Source organism: Dyella sp. SYSU CM1112, assembly GCF_058216415.1.
Genome location: NZ_JBZEGI010000003.1, coordinates 150437 through 166817, shown reverse-complemented (window position 1 = coordinate 166817; position 16381 = coordinate 150437). Strand labels below are relative to the sequence as shown.

Below are 16381 nucleotides of genomic sequence, written 5' to 3'. Positions count from 1 at the left end.
CTTCCGACGGAGAGCAGAGCCCGCAGGCACCGAAGCCGTTATACAGCGAGCCGTATTGTGGCTTGCAGACTTGGGTCTTACCCCACCGCTTCTTTGCGAGACGGAGATGGTATCGGGTTTTCGAACCACGCCACCAACGAGGCCAGATCGCGTAGATCCAGATCCGGCGCGGATCCCAGCGTAGCCGGCCAGGGGTGCCCCGCACGATTGATCCAGGCCGTGCGCAGGCCTGCTTCGCGCGCACCGACCACATCCAGTTCGGGATCGTCGCCCACATGCAGAATGTTTTCCGGCGCGATGCCCAGCAATTCAGCCGCAGCCAGAAAGATCCGCGCGTCAGGTTTCGCGACACCCATCTCGCGTGCACTGATGCGGTGGGCAAAGTGCAGATGCAGGCCGATGCGTTGCAGGTCTGCATTACCGTTGGTCAGACTCGCCACTGGCAAGGCATCGCGCAAACGTTCGAGTGCCGGCAATGCATCCGGATACAGCTCTACGCTGTTGCGCGCGGTAGCGAAAATCTCCCACAACGTATCGAGCGGGGCTTCGTTGATACCGCAGGCATCGAAGGCCCGTTGCATCGTGATGTAGCGCTGTGCGGTGAAATCATGCGCCAGATCGGTGCGCTCTGCGGCGACGCTGGCGCGCAGCTGCCGCAAAGCGGGAATAGGCCACCTCTGCGCAACCAGCGGATAGTGCTGGCGCAAGTAATTGTCCAGCTCGCGATCCGCGCGTTCCAGGGCCGGCATCACCGGCCACAGCGTATCGTCCAGATCGATAGTGACGGCGAGAATGTTCACGCCAGGTCGGATCAGCGTGCGCCGACGCGCAGTAGCTGCCCTACGCGCACTGTGTTGTCCTTCAGATGGTTCCAGCTGCGGATCTGGGCCACATCCACGCCGTGCTTGCGCGCGATCGAATACAGCGTTTCACCTGCCGCTACACGATAAGTGCGTGCCGCTTTCCGCTCACTGGCGGCGACCTTGTGCGCCGCCACCTTCTTCTCGGAAGCGCTGAAGGTCTTCTCCTCATGCCGGCTGTTCGCCATCGCCAGCTTGCCATAGCTCACGTATACCTCGGCGGTCACCTTGGCGAAGCTGCTGCCACGCGCGGCGACGCCCGCCACGGTAATGGCATCGCCATGCACGCCTTTCAAACTGGTGGGCTCCGGAGCGGCCACCACGCTGCCATGCAGCTCTTTCAAGCTGGGCGTTGCTTCGTGGGCTGCCACCACAGTGCGCGAAGCCGCTGCCACGGCAGCCGGCGTCACCGTACGCGGTGCGGCGGCGATCTGCGTCGGTTCGGCACTGGCATGTGCACCTACCTCGGCCAGGATGTGGCTGCGGCGCGAGCTGTCCATTGCAATCAGCGTGGAGCCTGCGTCATACGGCACCAGGCTATGCGCGCGCAACGCACTTTGACCCTTCGGGCCCAGCGCGAAATCCACAAACGCTTTCGCATGGGCGGCATTCGGGCTGCTCGGATTGGTGACCAGGTACAGCGGCACGAACAGCGGATACGCACCGCTGGCTACCGTCGACAGGCTCGGCGCGATGCCATCGATACGCAGCATCTTGATCTTCGGATTGCCCACCACGCTGGAAAGGGTCGTCACGCCGAACGAACGCGCATCGAGCATCACTGCCTGCTGCAATTGAATGGTGTTCACGTACAAACGCGGCGCTGCCACCGGCTGGCTGCCGCGGCCGAACAGCAATTTGCGCAAGCTGAATTCGATGCCGTCGCCAGGACTGGCCACGGCATACACGTCCATCGGCGCATCGTTGCCGCCCACTTCTTTCCAGTTGGTGATCTTGCCGTAGTAGATGTCGTGCACCTGCTGCAAGGTCAGGCTGCTGACCGGATTGGAAGGGCTGGTAATCAGCACCAGGCCGTCCCATGCCACCGGCGTGAAGGTCAGGCTGCTGTCTTCCGCGCTGCCCGAACTCGGACGTGCGCTGCCGGCGATATCGGCCGAGCCGCTGGAAACCGCATCGAGACCGGAAGCGGTATTGAACGGTTGAATCAGGACCGAGCCATGGCCTGACGATTGCCAGGCCTTTGCCACCCCCTTGACCACACTGTTGGCGGTGACATCGTCACCACGCCACGTCAGCGACTGGGTCGCTGCGGCAAACACTACAGAAGAGATACCGGCGCTGATCAAAGCGGCGGAAAGCAGACGGGCAAAGCGTGCGGACATAGGGAGGCGCGACCTGCGAGAGGGAAAAATAAGAGCGAGTGTGCCGCCGTCACTGCGTAGGGGTAGTGACGGATTAGCGTATTTCAGCGGTCCGGCGCCAAAACATCAAGCAAGAACTTCAAGTGCGTTCATATATTTGCGTCGAACACATGAGTGAGACGGAAGCAAAAGCGTGCCTTCCGTCCCGTGACGCGATGCGCCGAGTGCCGCGCTGAGCACAGGAACCGGCGGGATGTCGCCTAAAGAGATACGACATCCACCGCACGGCAGCCAGCTTCTTACTGAATAAGTACGTAATCCAAACCCTCATCGGTCGCCACCAGCAGCACCATCTGGCGGGGCCGCATCGCGGCCAGTATCCGCAGATCCCGCAGGCTGGTGATGCGGCGATTGCCCAGTCCCACGATCACATCGCCGGTCGAAAGTCCGGCTGCCGCCGCGCGGCTGTTGGGATTCAACGATGCCACCGTCACTCCCGCCAGGCCCTGATTCAATTGCTGCTCGCTGAGATCGCTGAACGTCACGCCGTCCAGGCGCGGATCCAGCGCGCCGCCTTCCACCGTGGCGACGATTCGTGGCGTCAGCTTGGCGGCAACGACGTGCGTGGCACCATTGCGCCGCACAGTGAGCGACATCGTGCTGTTCGCTGGCAGCAAACCTTCCTGGTTATTCAATTGATCGGCATTGCGCAGTGGCGTGCCGTTGACCGCCGTGATCACATCGCCCACCTGCAGACCAGCGCGATCGGCGGCCGAACCCGGTAGCACGCGTGTCACCACCGCGCCCTCGTTGCTACTCAATCCCAGCAGCCGCGCAATGTTCGGCGTGATGTCCTGCGTTTGTGCCCCGAGGCTGCCGCGGCTCACCTTGCCGTGCGCGATCAACTGCTGCATCACTTCGCTGGCGAGGTTGGTCGGGATGGCAAAGCCAATGCCGATGTTGCCGCCCGACGGCGACAGAATCATGGTGTTGATGCCCACCAGTTGACCACGCAGGTTCACCAGCGCGCCGCCCGAATTGCCCGGATTGATCGAAGCATCCGTCTGGATGAAATTCTGGAAACTCGATCCGCCCAGCCCCGAGCGTCCAAGCGCCGACACGATGCCCGAGGTCACCGTCTGACCCAACCCGAACGGATCGCCCACCGCCACCACAAAATCACCCACCCGCAGCTTGGAAGAATCGGCAATCGGCAGCGCCTGCAAGTGATCCGCATGGATCTTCACCACCGCCACATCGGTAGCGGGGTCCGTGCCCACCAACGTGCCTTTGAAATTCCGCCCGTCCTGCAGCGTGACGGTGATGTCGTCCGCGCCACCCACCACATGATTGTTGGTGAGGATGTAACCCTTGGCCGCATCCACGATCACGCCTGAGCCCAGGCTCTGTTCCACCTGCTCGCGCGGTGAACCATTCAAACCGAAGAACTGGCGAAACACCGGATCGTCGAAGAACGGATTACTCACCCGCACGCGCGTCTTGGTGGAAATGTTCACCACGGCCGGGGTCACCTTCTGCAACATCGGCGCCAGTGAGGGCAAGGCTTGTCCGTCCACCGCGGGCGGCAGCGTCGCATGCGCATAGACCGGTAACGCCACACTGAAAGAGGCCGCGGCCAAGAACGAAACAAAACTGCGAAGGAAACGGGGATACATGAAGTCTCCTATTTGACGATCAGAAATTCCGGCTTCTTCGACTCGGCGCCTCGCAGGCGGTTCCCATAAAAGCACGCGCAACATGTTCGGCGCGTGCTGAAACGATGAGCGGCTCACCCATCTTCCACCGCAAGTGCTTGATCCGAAGGTGGCTCTTCCGCAGGCATGAAACACGGCCTGCGGGTCGCCGCCGTGACGGCATGTACGCGACATGCGCGCCAAGCGCATCGCGCCACTTTACATCCACCGGTTGCGGGGGTAACGTTCGCCCCAGTTACAACCACAACATCTTGTGTGCGGGCACGAGTCAGCAACCAAGCACTGGTGCCTGAGTGAAAACGTCAGCAGGGGGCTGTCGCAGTTCGCCAAGGTAATACGCCAAGCCCAGTTCATGCGCGGGGTATGAACTAGGCGGGATCGGTTTTTTCCGGTCCATTGACGACATCACACCTATAAAAACACGAGGCCGAGAGGCCCATGCCGGAGGTCAGGAAGCCGATGAGCACCTTGCGTGCCACAAACACAGCTCACGATGCTGCAGCCATTCCCTTGCAGCCTGCATCGCTAGACATCTGGGACAAGAAGTATCGTCTGCGCAGCAAGACCGGCGAGCCGGTTGACCGCAGTATCGACGATACCTGGCAGCGCGTTGCGCGCGCCTTGTCCGAAGTGGAAGCCACGCCGGAGCTGCGTGAACACTGGTTCGAACGTTTCCTCTGGGCATTGCGCCGCGGAGCGATTCCCGCTGGCCGCATCACCTCCAACGCCGGCGCGCTCGAACACAAGCCGGCCACGTCCACCATCAACTGCACCGTGTCCGGCACCATCCGCGATTCGATGGACGACATCCTGCAGAAAGTGCACGAGGCCGGCCTCACCCTCAAAGCCGGCTGCGGCATCGGTTATGAGTTCAGCACGCTGCGTCCGCGCGGTGCCTATGTCTCCGGCGCCGGTGCCTACACCAGCGGCCCACTGTCCTTCATGGATATCTACGACAAGATGTGCTTCACCGTGTCCTCGGCCGGTGGCCGTCGCGGCGCGCAGATGGGCACGTTCGATGTCAGCCATCCCGACGTCAAGGAATTCATCCGCGCCAAGCGCGAAAACGGACGCCTGCGCCAATTCAATCTCTCGCTGCTGATCACCGATGGCTTCATGCAAGCGGTCGAGCACGACCACGATTGGCCGCTGGTCTTCCCGGTGCACGTCAAAGAGCAGGGCGATATCGACCTCAGCGACCCCAACCAGGTCGTGTGGCGCGAATGGCCCACGCATGAAAATTATGTCGAGCGCGAAGACGGCCTGGTCGCCTGCAAGATCTATGGCCACATCCGTGCGCGTCACCTGTGGGACATGATCATGGTCTCGACGTACGACTACGCCGAGCCCGGGTTCATCCTCATCGACAAAGTGAACGAGATGAACAACAACTGGTGGTGCGAGCATATTCGCGCTACCAATCCATGCGGCGAACAGCCCTTGCCGCCCTACGGCTCCTGCCTGCTTGGCTCGATCAACCTCACCACCTTCGTGCGCGATCCCTTCGGACCGAAGGCACGCTTCGACTGGGACGAATATCGCGAAGTCGTGAAGATTTTCACCCGCATGCTCGACAACGTGGTGGAGATCAACGGTCTGCCGCTCGAACAACAGCGTGCCGAAATCCTCTCCAAGCGGCGTCACGGCATGGGCTTCCTCGGCCTCGGCAGTACGCTCACTATGCTGAAGATGCGCTACGGCAGCGCCGACGCCGTCACCTTTACCGAAGATGTCTCGCGCGAAATGGCCGTGGCCGGCTGGGAAGTGGCCCTCGATCTCGCCAAGGAAAAAGGCCCCGCGCCCGTGCTGGCACGCAACTACACCGTCACCGGCGACATGCTGCGCAAGCGCCCCGAGATGGCCGCTGACGGGTACAAAGTCGGCGACCTCATTCCCGGTCGCGTACTGCACGCCAAATACAGCCGCTACATGCAGCGCGTCGCCAGCGTTGCGCCCAACCTTGTCAAAGAGCTGGCCGAAGTGGGCGCGCGCTTCACCCACCACTCATCCATCGCACCCACCGGCACCATTTCCCTGTCGCTGGCCAACAACGCCAGCAACGGCATCGAGCCCAGCTTCGCCCATCACTATTCGCGCAACGTCATCCGCGAGGGCAAGAAGAGCAAGGAAAAGGTAGAGGTCTACAGCTTCGAGCTGCTCGCCTATCGCGCGCTCATCAATGCCGAGGCCATGCCGCTGAGCGACGACCCCAAGACCAAGCTGCCGGAATACTTCGTGGCCGCCGACGACATCACGCCCAAAGAACACGTCGACATCCAGGCCGCATCACAACTTTGGGTGGATTCATCCATCTCCAAGACCGCCAACGTACCGACCGATTATCCCTACGAAGACTTCAAGGACATCTACTTCTACGCCTATAAACAGGGCCTCAAGGGATGCACCACCTTCCGCTTCAATCCCGCCGCATTCCAGGGCGTGCTGGTAAAAGAAGCCGACCTCGAGAACACCCTCTACCGCTTCGAATTGGAGGACGGTAGTGTTGTGGAAGTGAAAGGCAACGAAGAAGTGGAGTACGACGGAGAGAAGCACACCGCCGCCAATTTGTTCGATGCTTTGAAGGAAGGCTATTACGGCAAATTTTAGTGGTGGCAAGTAACGCGAAATCGCGCTACGTTTTTGCACACAACCGTAAAGCCTGATGAAGGTTCCATAACATAACGTCCGGAGGGGAATACCCGCATGTCAATCGATACCGAGTTCGAAGTTCATCAAGACGATCTGATCACGCCGGCTACGCCGGTTGTAGAAGAAGCCGCTCCGGCCGCGCCCAAGAAGGCACGTCGCAAGCGCGCTGCCAAGAAAGCCACTGCCAAGAAAGCTGCACCCGCCAAAAAAGCCGCTAAAAAAGCGGTGAAGAAAGCCGCCAAGAAGGCAACCAAGAAAGCCGCGAAGAAAGGCACTGCCAAGAAAGCTGCCAAGAAGGGCGCTACCAAGAAAGCCAGCAGGAAGGTCGCCAAGAGGGCCACCAAGAAAGCCGCCAAGAAGGCGACCCGCAAAGCTGCAAAGAAGGTCAGCAGCAAAAAGACGGCCCGCAAGGCCGCAACCAAAAAGACGGCCCGTAAAGCCGCTAGCAAGAAAGCCGCCAAAACGGCTAAGAGGTCCACTGCCAGCAAGAAGGCCGGTCGTAAGGCGACCAAACGCGTTGCCAAGAAGGCCGCCCGCAAGAAGAAGTAAAGAGCATCGCATCCGGCCCGGCGCGAGTCGGGCCGGATGTTTTTTTCTCCCTCCCTTTCGACATAGCTCGAACAGGGCGAAGGGACACATCTCTCCCTCTCCCCCACGGGTGAGGGCAGGGGTGAGGGACCCATCCAGTCTCAACGGCTAAATCACCCATCCCTCACCACCAAGCGATCGACGAATCGCATCGCCACACATAGGAAGCGCCACCCATGACGGTCAAGATCAGCAAAAAGATCAAGGGCTACGAGGTCGTCAAGCCTGAGGACAAAGCCGCGCCTGTCGCACCGCCCGCAGTCGCCGCCGAACCCAAAGAAGCGCCCGTGGCGGAAGTCATCCAGATGCACGAAAGCCTGGAGCGTCCCGAGGCGCTCATCGGCTCCACCTTCAAGATCAAATCCCCGCTGTTCGAGCACGCCCTCTACGTCACCATCAATGACATCGTGCTCAACGCCGGCACCCCCTACGAGCAGCGCCGCCCCTTCGAGATCTTCATCAACTCGAAGAACATGGACCACTTCCAGTGGATCGTCGCGCTCACCCGCATTCTCTCCGCGGTGTTCCGCAAAGGCGGCGACGTCACCTTCATCGTGGAAGAACTCAAGGCCGTATTCGACCCGCGTGGTGGCTACTTCAAATCCGGTGGTGTCTACATGCCCAGCATCGTCGCCGAAATCGGCGCGGTGATCGAGCAACACATGAAAAACATCGGTCTCATCCACGACCCCGAGATGACCGACGCGCAGCGCGCCCTCATCGCCGAAAAACGCGCCGCCTACGAGCAAACCACGCAAAAAAAAACTGAGCTAAGCCCCACCGACGCCGACACCAACGACTCCGCCGGCTTCCCACCCGGCGCCACCCTGTGCGCCAAATGCAACACCAAGGCGCTGGTGCTGATGGATGGGTGTCAGACGTGTTTGAATTGTGGGTATTCGAAGTGTGGCTAAAAGTGGCGACTAATTGCTGATTCAAATATTAAGGGTGGCAGTAATGCTGCCCTTTTAATTTTCGGTATGCTTTACGAAGTATTAAGGTTGGGGGAAGGGATATGACTCAATCGCGATCTTTGGCGTTCGTGGCCTATGCATCAATGGATGCGGCCCTTGCTGAAATGATTACTGAAGCCATTCATCGAGCAAACGCTCTTAGTATCCCTGTTAGATATGAGCCGTGGACGTTCAATGATGTGCCGGGAGTGGCACTAATCTCGCCTATATTGGCAAGAATCGAAGAATCCAAATTCATAGTGGCGGATATAACGTTCCTAAATCTGAACGTGGTCTTCGAAATTGGTTACGCAATAGGGCGTCAGCGTAGGGTATTTTTAGTAAGGCACAACGAATTAGGGGATAAGGATATAGCAAAGGAGACAGGTATATTCGATACGTTAGGATATTTCGAATATGCGGATGGAGGTGAGTTAAAAGACAGATTGTCGAGTCACATTGAGTCAACACCTCTGCTTTACACTCAAAGCCTCGATCACAAGGCGCCTATATACATAATTGAGCCACCGACACGTAGTGATCCTAATATCCTTTTGACGTCAAGGATTAAAAAAGCAGGCTATCGTTATCGAAGCTTTAATCCTGGCGAAGATGTTCGCTTGTCAGCAAGTGACGCAATTCGACAGATCGCTGTATCCTCAGGTGTTGTAATGCTTTTGCAGGATGGGTCTTCTTTGGGGGCGAGGGAGCACAATATTCGCGCGCTTTTCGTCGCCGGATTGGCCTCTGGAATGGAAAAGCCAACTTTAATATTGGCTCCGGTGGGCTATGAGCTTCCGTTAGACATCAAGGATTCGACCAAGATATTCAGGCACCCAAACGATATTATCGATCATGTCGCAGACTTTTGCCCTCTGGTAAACGGCTACGCTCAAGAGATTGAGCCTCCACCAATTGAAACTGTTGGATTACTTGAATCGTTGGTTATTGGGGATCCCACAGCAGAAAATGAGATGACCACGCTGGGTCATTATTATCTGCGTACTGATCAGTATCAGAGAGCTCTTCGTGGTGAAGTCAATCTAGTTGTGGGTAGGAAAGGGTCCGGCAAGACGGCGCTTTTTATCCAGGTGCGAGATAAAATACGTACAGATAAAAGAAATATTGTCGTCGACTTAAAACCGGAGGGCTATCAACTATTAAAGCTTAAGGAAGATATTCTTGAATATCTAAGTGAGGGCTCTAGGCAGCACTTGGTCACGGGTTTTTGGGAGTATTTAATACTCCTGGAGGTGGCTTATAAAATTTTGGAGAAGGATAAAAATACATACAAGTTCAATCATGAAATTCACGATCTTTATGTCGAGCTTGAGAGAATTTATAGAACAGATAGCTTTTCTGTTGAGGGGGATTTTTCCGAGAGGTTGTCCGCGCTGTCTAGGCGTCTTTCTGATGAGTATCAGCGCCGTCATCCTGATAGTCGGCATGACTCAATCACCTCTGAAGAGGTTTCGACGATACTCTATGCACATGATATTCGTAATCTGAAAGATCGTATATCACAATATCTCGAAAAGAAAGAATCGGTTTGGATTCTCTTTGATAATCTTGATAAAGGATGGAGCACCCAGGGTGTCGATGTTATCGATGCGACTGTGCTTCGATGCTTGATTGACGCCGGTAGAAAGATTGAGAGAGAGATGGCTAGGGCTGGCCATGCTTTTCATTGCATAGTTTTTGTTCGTAACGATGTTTACGAGCATTTGATGCAGAATAGTGCCGATTATGGCAAAGAGATGCGAGCAACATTGGACTGGACAGATACGGATTTGTTGAAGGAGATGCTTCGGCTTCGATTGATTTCGGGCCTCGATGGGCGGGCTTCGGAAATGAATTTTGATCCATTGTGGCGAATAGTCTGCGCATCTCATATTCAGGGTGAGGATAGTGCTGATTACATATTAGCCAGATCTCTTATGAGACCTCGAAATGTATTGAAGATTTTTAATCATGCGCGTGGGTTTGCAACAAATTTCAATCATATAAAAATTGAGGAGGATGATCTTGAAAAGGGATTGAAGGCTTATTCACAGGATTTAATTATTGAGCTTGATCGTGAATTGGCTGATATTTCTCAGGAAACTAAGGATGTTCTCTATTATTTTATCGATTCTCCTAGTGAGCTTGATCGGTCTGAGCTTGAGCGATTACTACATAGTGCCGGTATTAATCCTTCCTCTCTTGGTGATGTAATTGATTTTCTGCTTTACTATGGCGTGCTTGGGGTAAGGGTTGATGGTAGGGATTTTTTCATTTACGACACGAATTACGATCTAAAGCCTCTCAATATTAGGGCGTCTAGGACGGGAAACGGGTGCAGATACGTAATTAATCAGGCATTTTGGCCTGCGCTTGATGTGCGTGGTGCAATAGCATAAATAGATGGAATTTTTTTTATGGCTGGCGGCGTGATTAATTGCCGATTAAATGATAATACGCCCACTGAGGTAAAAGGGCAGGTTGCTTTGAGGAAACGGCGTATGACAATTTGATTGTTACGTATTGCGGCAATTCAATATATACATGATCGAGGAAATCATGTTCGGACTATTTCGCAAAGGACCGCTGCTCGACACCGAACTGACGCAATGGCAGTTCGACTGCTTTGATTGGCTGCTGCAACACACCGGTGGCCTCGAAACGTTCAAGCAACGTCGCTTGATCCTGCCTACGCCGCAGTATTTTTCGCACGATGGTTCAAGCGGGCATGCGTTTGCGGAAATGATCTTCCATCAGGTGAAAGCCCATGCAGGCATGGCGGATTGGCCGTGCACGCTTCAATGCCAGGAAGCCGATCCCAACACTATGGTGTCGCCACAGGCCTTTGTGCAGGGCGCGCCTCATTCGCCATCCGGTACGTTTCGCACATTGAAAGAGGGCGGGGTGCTTATCACCTATAACCCCACGCAGTTGCGAAACCCCATGTCATTGGTCGCCACTTTCGCGCACGAGCTGGCGCATTACCGCACGGCAGACTTTCCCGAGCCGCCGCCAGGTGGCTGGGACGTATGGGAGCCGGCAACCGATCTCGCCGCGGTCTTCATGGGCTTCGGCATCTTCCTCGCCAATTCCCGCTTCAACTTTTCCCATTTCGATGATGGCAATACCGCCGGCTGGCGCTGGCAGCAGCAAGGTTATCTATCGGATGTCGAAGTGCTGCACATGCATGCCATCTTCTCGTCCGTACTTGGCATCGATCAGCGGGAAACCCTGCCGCATTTGAAATCGGCGCTACGCGGCATCTTCAAGCGGGTGTGCAAGGAGGTTGTTAGGGCGAGCGAAATCCAGCAGCACATGCGAGGATCATCTCAAGCATGGTCAGCTTGAATGGAAATGAGTGATGAATTGGAGGATATCGTTGCTTCTGTTTTTGCTATTCCTATATGCATCGGGTGCAGGGGCCCTGGATTGAGAGGTTAGTCTTCGGTTCGTTATTAATAGCACCAAAAACCATCTTTCAAACAACGTAAAGGGAAAAGAAAACAATATGTCTCGGCTAAACGGAATCTTTCGTGTTTTTTGTTGCTTAAGCGTTTTTACACTAAGCCAGCCTGCAACGGCTGCCTCTTCTTATCAATGTGTCGGCACTGTTGATGACGTAGCCGTTATGTCAAATGGCACATTGGCCATTGGAACATACTCAGATGCGTCAACGCCGGAAAGCTGGCTTTTTCTTTGCAACGTAAATACTGCGGTAGACGGTGGAAATGGTGCAATCCAACCGACAATCTGCAAGTCCTGGCAAACTATTCTAATCACGGCGCAAGTCACCAACAAAAATGTCCGTATCTGGTTTGGTGACGCGCTTACCTGTGGTACTCATCCACCGTTTGTCGTCGCCGACATTGTTTTCGGCCCAGCTCTCGAAAACTAATTGTATGAAGCGAAAATCAGTCAATTACATCTTGGAGTTCGGCTTCTCTGCAAGCACGGCACTTGTCCTTGGCATTATTTTTCTAGTGCTGTGTAGTGAGTCAGTGACAGCGTCTGTGTCATCAAATAAAAAACTCGCATTGTTCGCGGAAAAAGCATTATTTCCTGCCGTAAGCTCCTCTGCCGTCGCAACGCTCAGTGATGACGATGATGACGACATTTTGACTATTTTATCGACCTATCAGCGCAGCATTTCTACGGGTCATGCTGATGTAAAATTGTCAAATTGGTACGTAGTTTATGACGCCAGCCAGGACACTGATTCGTCTTGTACTCCGTTTTTGGATTCGCCTGGCTATGCTCTTTCAAGCGATTACATTTCATCGACTGATGATTTTGATCTTCAGTTTGCCGCACAGTCCTCAAGCGGAAGCAATTATTGGGTCCGAGGAAGAATGAATGCAAATGGAAACATTACACAAGCTTTCAAAGTAGACTGCGCTCAATCCATTCTAGGCTCACCGCGAGACCCTGTTGGCGCGGACTATGCGGGTAGTCAATGGGTAAATGGTGCCTTTCAGCAGTCAGGTACGACCTATACCTTGATTCACAACGAGTATTATGGAGGAAATTTTCCGACTGGACTAAATTTTCATATTCCGGCGACAGATCAATGCAATCTTGGATCTGCTAATGGCACGTTGATCAGCCCATTTTGGTGCACTTATGCAGCAATCGGAATCGCATCGTATTCAAGTTCTAGTGGAGGGGCGTTTACGCCAGAAGGTGGATATCCTGGCTATTTGGTCGCGCGCCCTTCGTTTAACTACGTTCCAAACGGGGGCGGACAAGGTGCCAATGGAGAATGGGGCGCATTTAGTGGATATAAAACTAACACCAACCTTGTAGAACGATCTGATGGTTATTACTATCTTATGGCTGGCGAAGGGTTTCCTAACGGACCATCCGGCAGTTACAACGGTAGGGCATCGGAGACAATTTATTGTCCTATCCGTAGCAATAATCTCTCCGATCCAACGAGTTGGCGTGCTTGGGACGGCGATTCATACAGTGTAGATACCCATTCAGGCGGCGATTGTAGCGGGGTTATACCTAATTTTTATCCATTTTATCTTGGATACAATACGTATCTTGGGCGCTATATTCTAATCGGAGGTACAGCCGCGTCGCCGCAGAATAAGTCCAATCCAGCCTTCGCCGAAGGCGAGATCTCGTACGCGCTGTCAGATGATCTCGTGCATTGGATAGGACCGGTGGGTCTTGATATTCCGATATGGAACAATACTCCGTGGAAACTGCCCAACGACGAGAGCGGTTGGGACCTGAATAACGGCTACGCATCGCTGATCGACCCTGTTGCGCTTGAGGCAGTGCAAAGCGCTAATTCTTCAAGTGGCGCAGTTACAGGACAACATCCTATTCTGCTAATGGTTCAACACAGTAGCGTTAATGGTGCTACTCGTCTTGTTGCGATTCCCATTACCTTCTCTAACTGAGCTGATCATGCATAAGAGCGTTCTGGCCTCGTAAGAAAAGTGCTCTCCAGAAAGAGCCTGTTCAAGTTTAATGAACAGACTCTTTCCATTTCAAAGTGTATACGCCAGAGCGTCGGTAATCCGACTCTAGAACATACCTATAAAGCCTGACTTATTGCGAAAAGCTGACCGATACAGCTGCATATCTTGTGCGTTGAGGTGAGCCCGACGCTGGGCAATTAGGATCTGGCGAAGGCCCGCAGATGTATCGTTGTGCGAATACAAGCCATGGTCCCCCACCAACAATCGCTCCGGTTGACCAGTTGGGGCTCGAACTGTTTTGAATAGTTGTTACGTCGACTAGCGACGAGTAATTATTCCCAGTCCAGCCCGAGGATGAGGAAGAGTTGAAAATTGGTACATTGAAACTGACAGGTTGCGACCAATTGACAAAATCCGACGAAAGAGAGTACGCCATAACTGCGGGTGCATTAGGAAGATTCGCTGAGGAAATTGCACCCACCATTATGAATTTATTGAAGTAAGTGCTATATCCCAAATAAAAAGGAAAAATTCCCGACAATCGGTTGTCATCGACGCAATCAGCGCCAGCAGATACGTTCACGGTGAAGCCCGAACCATCCCAGCCGCGCCATGATGAAGGATCGCTAATGTTATTAGTTCGGATCGGGCATCTGCGATCACCGCCCGAAGGTAAGTCATCGACAGCCAGCGCGTAGTAATACCCGTCACTGTTGAGAAGAACGTTCGTGTTGGTGAAGTAACCGGTTGGACCAGTACCGCTTGTCGGTACCTGATTCACGGGAGAGTATGCAAATGAGGGACGAGCTGCGACCTGCGAGGGAGGGGAGCCTCCAAGAAGACTAAAAGCTGAGCTGCCACTTGGCATTTCAGCCATATCGATCGCAGTGTAGGTGCAGTCAAAGGGGTTGATCATCGTTCCGTACGGTTGTCCTAAACTGCAGCCGGCCGATGACGGAATCTGGAAATTCGCGTTCGGATAGTAACCGCCGTAGTACTCGTTATGGATAAATGAAAAGACATTCCCATTTGTGTCTTTGAAGAACCCCATCAACCATTGGTTTCCATTGAAATGGGTGCTGACGGGGTCCTGTGGACCAACGAGTGCCGGCGTACAGTTGGCATGGAACGCATGGGTCTCCGATCCTGACGAATTGATCTGTCCCGACACCAGATAAGTGGCGTTCTTTCCATCATCGGAAAGGGTCGAAAATTTCATGACAACGCCGTTGTTGTCTGCTGATGGAAAAGTTACGGGATAGAGGGGGGTATCAATAAAAGGGGAGCATCCGTTGCCGGAGTCGTAGAGCGTGTCGTAGATCACGAATTGTGAGCCGGTACTCGCTGCTCCAGGATTGTTGGTCGCCAATGTATTAGCGGGTATCTTGAATGTACCCGTCGGAGATATTTGCGTTCCTCCTGTCGAACTAATTCCATAAACGAAGACTGGGTCTCCAGCTAAAAATTCACTTGGTGGGAGGGAGATCGCAAACCTGTAATTTGCACCGGAGGAGCCGCAAGCAGAAGCGACGCCCGGTTCGCTTGGCTCATTGGCAGTAAAGCGGTTTACAAAGAAGCCTGATGCGGATGCTTGGGATGAATATGGCGAGTTCAGGTAGAGGTCTACCTGGATCGGATTGGGGTCACCCACTTGGCATGCCCATCCAGAAAGTACTGGATTACCATTCGCGTCACTGTAGAAGCCATCTATATTTCCGATCACTTGGCCTGTGGCTAATGCTGAGGTTGAGCAAAACAATCCCATTAGGAAAAGTAGTGCGGTAAGTCTTAGAGCTTTCATTCAATTACCTCCTTGTTTACAGTGGTCAATCAGAACCTTAGAAATAAAATCTTTACTCATGGATCGGCGTCATCCGCTTGAACCATCGTGGATACGCCGCGTTCTATTTGATCGTAGTGACATTGCACGAGCAAGTATGGTGCGGCATGGATAGTAAGTTGTTTCGTGGCAGTGGAGGGGTTGCCATAGACGAAGTTTTCGAAGCGACCTTAAACGGCTCGTAGTGGCGGTTACTGTACAGTCCATGCCGTCTTCAAAATCTGAGCGGAAATTTAAGCGCGGTAGTTCTATGCGCGGTTCTATTCGTAAATATTAACGTTTATCCGAGCGTACTCTTGAGTAGGGAATGCCGAGCAAAACGGTCTGTCATGCAAAGGCGAACACGAAGCAACGGTGCAGTCTTACAACGACGTACTCAAGCGTAACCAGCGTATATTTGCAGCGACGCCGAAGGTTCCGATCACCCCTATTTTCTATGCCTTCCTTGGTTTGGCTTTTGTGATCTGGGGGCTGACGTCGCGGGCGGGTATATTGGATTTCACCGTGATCATCGGCGCTGGCTTTCTGGTTTTTGCGGTGGCGTGCTACCTACAGACCAGAAAAGTGCTTGGCCGTCAGAGATAGCGTAAGAAAGAGGCCAGAGGTTCGTACTGTAGATCACACATGATCGAGGGAATCATGTTCGGACCATTTGGCCTTGAGGAATGCGCCATGCGCGCACTGTTATGCATCCTGGGCTTGCACACGGTCGGCCAGAAGGTTTTTGCGCAAGAGCGCACGATCCTGCTTCCCCGGATGTCTTCCGGCGCTTCGAGAACAATGCCTTTTGGCTGAACGCGTAAGCAAACATCCGTAGTGTCCGCGCGGTGTGAATCCTCTCGGCGTGCAGCGAGCGCGAGTACCCCGCAGCGCTGCCATTTTTCATGAAAAATGATTGATGCCACCTGCGATATAGATCACGATATCTAACTGACGTGTCGACGCAGGTACCGCGCGCTGGGCAGATGCTTGCGAAGGTCGATGCATGTAAACATTTCGCGCTTGGAGTTTCATCGGGGCTT

General features: G+C 54.2%; 11 protein-coding genes. 7 read left to right on the top strand and 4 right to left on the bottom strand.

Annotated features, from left to right (window positions below; translation table 11 throughout):
• Positions 1–77 precede the first annotated feature (77 nt).
• From AC4HNJ_RS06475 to AC4HNJ_RS06465, 3 genes are all read right to left on the bottom strand, one after another.
• Positions 78–800, bottom strand: coding sequence for an HAD family hydrolase (locus AC4HNJ_RS06475; RefSeq protein WP_490478730.1), 723 nt, complete (start codon positions 798–800; stop codon positions 78–80).
• Between the two features lie 11 nt (positions 801–811).
• On the bottom strand, positions 812–2203 hold the full coding sequence (locus tag AC4HNJ_RS06470) for a LysM peptidoglycan-binding domain-containing protein (RefSeq protein ID WP_490478729.1): 1392 nt from the start codon (positions 2201–2203) through the stop codon (positions 812–814).
• A gap of 278 nt (positions 2204–2481) precedes the next feature.
• Positions 2482–3858, bottom strand: coding sequence for a DegQ family serine endoprotease (locus tag AC4HNJ_RS06465; RefSeq protein WP_490478728.1), 1377 nt, complete (start codon positions 3856–3858; stop codon positions 2482–2484).
• A gap of 498 nt (positions 3859–4356) precedes the next feature.
• On the opposite strand from AC4HNJ_RS06465, the gene AC4HNJ_RS06460 reads away from it, so the two are divergent.
• The 6 genes from AC4HNJ_RS06460 (at position 4357) to AC4HNJ_RS06435 (ending at position 13498) form a co-directional block, all read left to right on the top strand.
• On the top strand, positions 4357–6504 hold the full coding sequence (locus AC4HNJ_RS06460; RefSeq protein ID WP_490478727.1) for an adenosylcobalamin-dependent ribonucleoside-diphosphate reductase: 2148 nt from the start codon (positions 4357–4359) through the stop codon (positions 6502–6504).
• Between the two features lie 96 nt (positions 6505–6600).
• Positions 6601–7095, top strand: a complete 495-nt coding sequence (locus AC4HNJ_RS06455; RefSeq protein WP_490478726.1) for a hypothetical protein — start codon at positions 6601–6603, stop codon at positions 7093–7095.
• Between the two features lie 215 nt (positions 7096–7310).
• Positions 7311–8048, top strand: coding sequence for a TSCPD domain-containing protein (locus tag AC4HNJ_RS06450; RefSeq protein WP_490478725.1), 738 nt, complete (start codon positions 7311–7313; stop codon positions 8046–8048).
• Between the two features lie 101 nt (positions 8049–8149).
• Positions 8150–10486: a P-loop ATPase, Sll1717 family gene (locus AC4HNJ_RS06445; protein WP_490478724.1), complete on the top strand. Its 2337-nt coding sequence runs from the start codon at positions 8150–8152 to the stop codon at positions 10484–10486.
• A gap of 160 nt (positions 10487–10646) precedes the next feature.
• Positions 10647–11435, top strand: a complete 789-nt coding sequence (locus tag AC4HNJ_RS06440; protein WP_490478723.1) for a hypothetical protein — start codon at positions 10647–10649, stop codon at positions 11433–11435.
• A gap of 551 nt (positions 11436–11986) precedes the next feature.
• Complete coding sequence (locus AC4HNJ_RS06435) at positions 11987–13498, top strand: hypothetical protein (RefSeq protein WP_490478722.1); 1512 nt, start codon at positions 11987–11989, stop codon at positions 13496–13498.
• A 151-nt stretch (positions 13499–13649) separates the two neighbouring features.
• Here AC4HNJ_RS06435 and AC4HNJ_RS06430 read toward each other — a convergent pair whose 3' ends face one another.
• Positions 13650–15320: a hypothetical protein gene (locus AC4HNJ_RS06430; RefSeq protein ID WP_490478721.1), complete on the bottom strand. Its 1671-nt coding sequence runs from the start codon at positions 15318–15320 to the stop codon at positions 13650–13652.
• A 393-nt stretch (positions 15321–15713) separates the two neighbouring features.
• Here AC4HNJ_RS06430 and AC4HNJ_RS06425 point away from each other — a divergent pair, with 393 nt between their 5' ends.
• The gene (locus AC4HNJ_RS06425) at positions 15714–15944 is read left to right on the top strand and encodes a hypothetical protein (RefSeq protein ID WP_490478720.1); all 231 of its coding nucleotides are present in this window, start codon (positions 15714–15716) and stop codon (positions 15942–15944) included.
• Positions 15945–16381 lie beyond the last annotated feature (437 nt).